Origin of the sequence: Lysobacter sp. Root690 (assembly GCF_001427785.1) — a bacterium.
Classification (GTDB): Bacteria; Pseudomonadota; Gammaproteobacteria; order Xanthomonadales; family Xanthomonadaceae; genus Lysobacter.
The window spans coordinates 299,310-303,850 of record NZ_LMHM01000011.1; the positions used below are offsets into that span (position 1 = coordinate 299,310).

The 4,541-nt window shown below is 66.7% G+C and carries 6 protein-coding genes; all 6 read left to right on the forward strand.

The genetic code is table 11. From position 1 onward, the window contains the following. Positions 1 to 509 precede the first annotated feature (509 nt). The 6 genes from ASD86_RS27380 (at position 510) to ASD86_RS06535 (ending at position 4,378) form a co-directional block, all read left to right on the forward strand. Positions 510 to 674 (forward strand): DUF5668 domain-containing protein, encoded by a 165-nt coding sequence (locus ASD86_RS27380; protein ID WP_036115697.1) that lies wholly within the window; start codon positions 510 to 512, stop codon positions 672 to 674. 13 nt (positions 675 to 687) lie between these two features. Continuing rightward, a complete protein-coding gene (locus ASD86_RS06515; RefSeq protein WP_056108442.1) occupies positions 688 to 1,431 on the forward strand; it encodes a 5-oxoprolinase subunit PxpA in 744 nt (247 codons plus the stop codon). Positions 1,432 to 1,586: 155 nt separating this feature from the next. Next, the gene (locus tag ASD86_RS06520; protein WP_056108445.1) at positions 1,587 to 2,315 is read left to right on the forward strand and encodes a DUF969 domain-containing protein; all 729 of its coding nucleotides are present in this window, start codon (positions 1,587 to 1,589) and stop codon (positions 2,313 to 2,315) included. Further along, entirely contained in the window at positions 2,312 to 3,265 is a 954-nt protein-coding gene (locus ASD86_RS06525) for a DUF979 domain-containing protein (RefSeq protein ID WP_056108447.1), read from the forward strand. The genes ASD86_RS06520 and ASD86_RS06525 overlap by 4 nt, the downstream gene beginning before the upstream one ends. Before the next feature lie 101 nt (positions 3,266 to 3,366). Next, entirely contained in the window at positions 3,367 to 4,038 is a 672-nt protein-coding gene (pcp, locus tag ASD86_RS06530) for a pyroglutamyl-peptidase I (protein WP_056109146.1), read from the forward strand. A gap of 34 nt (positions 4,039 to 4,072) precedes the next feature. Continuing rightward, positions 4,073 to 4,378 (forward strand): hypothetical protein, encoded by a 306-nt coding sequence (locus ASD86_RS06535; protein ID WP_056108452.1) that lies wholly within the window; start codon positions 4,073 to 4,075, stop codon positions 4,376 to 4,378. Positions 4,379 to 4,541 lie beyond the last annotated feature (163 nt).

Genomic DNA, 4,541 nt, shown 5'->3' on the forward strand with positions numbered 1-4,541 from the left:
TGCGCACGGCGCACATCCATGTGCGCCGCCCTACGGGTGTCCTTTTTCTAACGCGAGTCAGTGACCTCGCGGCGCTGGATGAACTGCGCGACTTCAAGCTCAAGCCGAAGGTGCATGGCCTACCTGTAGGAGCGGCGCAAGCCGCGACCACGAACTTTCGACTGCGGCGAAGGTTTCGACGTTATCGATATGCCGCGGTCGCGACTCGCGTCGCTCCTACAGGAGCCGCGATGTCGCTACATCGTTCCCGGCGTCAACAACGCGTGCGATGCATATCCAGCGTATCGCCGCCTCTCATACCCGCAAAAATCAAATGCCCCGAAAAGCTTGCCTGAATAGGCGAACAACCGACCCCACCACAACCGGGCAGCGCAACATCCCATCCACGATCGCCCACCTCGGACACCCCCATCCCCTTGGGCAAACCCACCCAACCCGACTAGACTCATCCCCTGTCCCGACGACGCCCACCCGCGTCGCCCACCGCTTCGAACCGAGACCCGTCCCAGATGAAATCCCATGTTGTCGGCGCCCTGATCCTGATCGTCATCGGCACCTTGTTCCTGCTCAACAACCTGGGCTACACCAACCTCAGCCTGACCAAGGTCCTGGTGACCTGGTGGCCGGCGGCGCTGGTCGTGGTCGGCCTGGGCCTGCTGTTCAAGCGCAACTAGCCCGCACCGGCCCATGCGCGACCGCATCGACTTCAACTGCGATCTGGGCGAAGGCTGCGGCGACGACGCGGCGATCCTGCCCTACGTCAGTTCGGCCAACATCGCCTGCGGCGGCCACGCCGGCGACGATGCGAGCATGCGCGCAACCTTGCGCCTGTGCCGCGAGCACGGCGTCGCCGCTGGCGCCCATCCCGGGTATGACGATCCCGAACACTTCGGCCGCCGCACCCTGCCGCTGAGCCGCGACGAAATCGGCATGTTGATGCTCGGCCAGATGGCGCGGCTGGCCTCGATCGCCGCCGACGAAGGCGTGGCGCTCACCCACGTCAAGCCGCACGGCGCGCTGTACAACCTGGCCGCCGACGACCGCATCGTCGCCGAGGCCATCGTCGCCGCGGTGGCGGCGTTCGATCCAAATTTGATCGTATACGGCCTGGCCCAGTCGCAACTCGCCGACGCGGCCGAAGCCGCCGGGCTGCGCGTCGCCCACGAAGTCTTCGCCGAGCGCGGTTACGCCGCTAACGGCCGCTTGTTGCCGCGCGGGCAAGCCGGCGCGGTGATCGAATCGCTGGCGCAATCGATCCAGCAAGTGCGCGATCTGGTGCTGCATGGCGAAGTCGCCGTCGCCGGCGGCGCCCGGATCGCGCTGCGCGCTGACACCTTGTGCCTGCACGGCGACCGCAGCGATGCGCCGGCGTTCGCGCGCGCGGTGCATGAGGCGCTGCAAGCCGACGGGATCCGGGTCGCGGCGTTGTGAGGACGCATCGCATCGACTCTTTCGCTGCGCCACCTCGCAATATCTTCGACACGATCCTTTCGCTGTCCGCCTGCGCGACACGCGGCAGGACGCGAACGGCATGAATCCCAGCGCATGACACCCACGGCCCCGCCACTTTTCTTCGAGGACGCGAGATGAACTATTGGCCCTTGATCGGCGTCGCGGCGGTCGTGCTCGGTTTCGCGCTGCGGCTCAATCCGGCGCTGGTGGTGGTCGTGGCCGGGTTCATCACCGGACTGGCGGCGCAACTGTCGCCGCTGGACGTGCTTGAAGTGCTCGGCAAGGCCTACACCGAGAAACGTTTTCTGCTGCTGTTCCTGCTGACCCTGCCGGTGATCGGCCTGCTCGAACGCCACGGCCTGAAGGAGCACGCGCAGCATTGGATCGCGCGATTGCGCGGCGCGACCATGGGCCGGCTGCTGATCGCCTATCTGCTGATGCGCCAGCTCGCCTCGGCGGTCGGCCTGACCAGCCTCGGCGGTCATCCGCAGACCGTGCGTCCGCTGCTCGCGCCGATGGCCGAGGGCGCGGCGCAGACCACCCATGGCGAACTCGACGACGACGAACGCCAGCGCATCCGCGCGATGGCCGCCGGTACCGACAATGTCGGCCTGTTCTTCGGCGAGGACATCTTCATCGCCTTCGGCGCGGTGCTGCTGATCCAGAGTTTCTTCACCGAACACGGGATCGCGCTGGATCCATGGCATATCGCCTTGTGGGGCATTCCGACCGCGATCTGCGCGTTCGTGATCCACGCCGTGCGCATTCTGCGTTTCGAACGAAAACTGGCGCGCGATCGCCAGGCCGCCGGACACGCGCAAACCGAACCCGCCGACGCGAACGCGGAAACGCCGTCGCCATGATCACCCTGACCTTCGTCTATTGGTTGATGGGCGCGTACTTCGCCGCGCTCGCCTGGCGCGGCCTGCGCGATGCCGCCAACCCGCGCCGCGGTACCACCGCGCTGTTCTGGGGCTTGATCGCGTTTTTGATGTTCGCCGCCGAACACCTGCCGAACAAAGTCGTCGGCGGCTGCGTGGTGGTGCTTGCGGTGCTCGCCGGGTTCGGCGGGCTCGGCAAGGGCCGCTACGCCGAAACCACGGGCGAGGAGAAACAGGCCGAATCGCTGCGGCTCGGCAATCGCTTGTTCTGGCCCGCGCTGCTGATCCCGGTGGTGACCCTGGCCGGCGCGCTCGGTTTGAAATACGTGTCGATCGGCGATCAGCCGTTGCTGGAAACCAAGAACGTCACCCTGATCGCGCTGACTCTGGCCTGCATCGTCGCCTTGATCGCCGCGTGCCGGCTGACCCGGCAGACGCCGTGGAGCGGGGTCGAGCAATCGCGCCGGCTGGTCGACTCGATCGGCTGGGCCGCGTTGCTGCCGCTGTTGCTCGCCGCGCTCGGCAGCGTGTTCGAAGCCGGCGGCGTCGGCCAGGCCGTGGCCGGCGTGGTGCGCGCAGTGATCCCGGTCGACAACGCCTTCGTCGTGGTCATGGCCTACGCGCTCGGCATGGCCTTGTTCGCGGCGATCATGGGCAACGCCTTCGCCGCGTTCCCGGTGATGACCGGCGGCATCGCCCTGCCGTTGCTGGTCCAGCATCACGGCGCCGACGCCGCGCCGCTGGCCGCGATCGGCATGCTCTCGGGCTACTGCGGCTCGCTGATGACGCCGATGGCGGCGAATTTCAACCTGGTGCCGGCGGCGTTGCTGGAGCTGAAGGATCCGTACGGCGTGATCCGCGCGCAATGGCCGACCGGGCTGGTGCTGCTGGTGTGCAATGTCCTGCTGATGTACTGGATCGCACTGCGATGAAAAAACCGACGGCTGCCGGAACCGTCGCTGCGCGTAAGCGCGCAGCGACCAAGAGCGCGGCGAAACCCGCCGCGAAACCGAAGTCGAGCGCGATCGACTCGATGCATCGCCACGCCGCGCCGCGCACGGTGTTGCTGACCGGTTTCGCGCCGTTCGGCGGCGAGTCGGACAACCCCAGTTGGGAAGCGGTGCGCATGCTCGACGGCGAAGTCGTCGCCGACCATCGCATCGCCACGCGCTGTCTGTCGGTTACTTTCGATCAATCCCTGCGCGAACTCGACGACGCTATCAGCGCGCTGCGCCCCAAGCTGGTGCTGTGCGTCGGCCAGGCCGGCGGCCGCGCCCAGTTGTCGATCGAGCGCATCGCGATCAATGTCGACGACGCGCGCATTCCCGACAACCTCGGCGCGCAGCCGATCGACCGCGCGATCGCCGCCGACGGCCCCGCCGCCTATTTCAGCGACCTGCCGATCAAGGCCATGCTCGCCGCGGTACGCGCGACCGGCATCCCCGCGGAGATTTCGCAGACCGCCGGCACCTATGTGTGCAACCACGTTTTCTACGGGCTGATGCATCGGCTGCGCGAACGCAACGACACCGTCGGCGTTCGCGGCGGCTTCGTGCATATCCCGTATTCGCCGGCGCAGGCCGCGCGCCATCCCGGCGTGGCGAGCCTGGCGATCGAAACGGTCGCGCAAGGCCTGCGCGTGGCGCTCGAGGCCGCGCTGACCACCCACACCGACCGCCGCATCGCCGCCGGCGCCGAACACTGACACCCGCCTTTCGCCTGATCACGGAGCCTCCCCCATGCACCGCTTGCTGCTCGCCGCCCTGCTCACCGCCGCCGCCATCGCCGCACCTGCTCACGCCGGCCTGTTCGACAAGAACCCCGACAAAGTCGCCGACGAAGCCGTGACCCAGCGCCTGCGCGCGGTCACCGTGTGGGTCGACGCCAGTTGGGGTTTCCGCAACCAGGGCGCGGCCAATGCGCTCAGCCGCGCGCATCAGGCCTTCACCACGCGAGGTTATGACGTGCTTAGCGTGGCGCCGTACATCGAGAACGGGGATTTGCAGGGGTTTTTTGTTACGTATCAGAAGCCGCAGGGGCGTTGAGGCGCCTGCGCGGCATGAGGTGAAAAGTTACCCGCCGATTCAGTGGCGGATTTTGATCCTGCTTGCAGCTTCTGAAGCTTTGAAGCCTTTGAGGCAAAGCCAAGATCAACAGCTTTCGTCCGCAAGCGGCCGAGTTACTTTCTTTTGTCTAAAGCGACAAAAG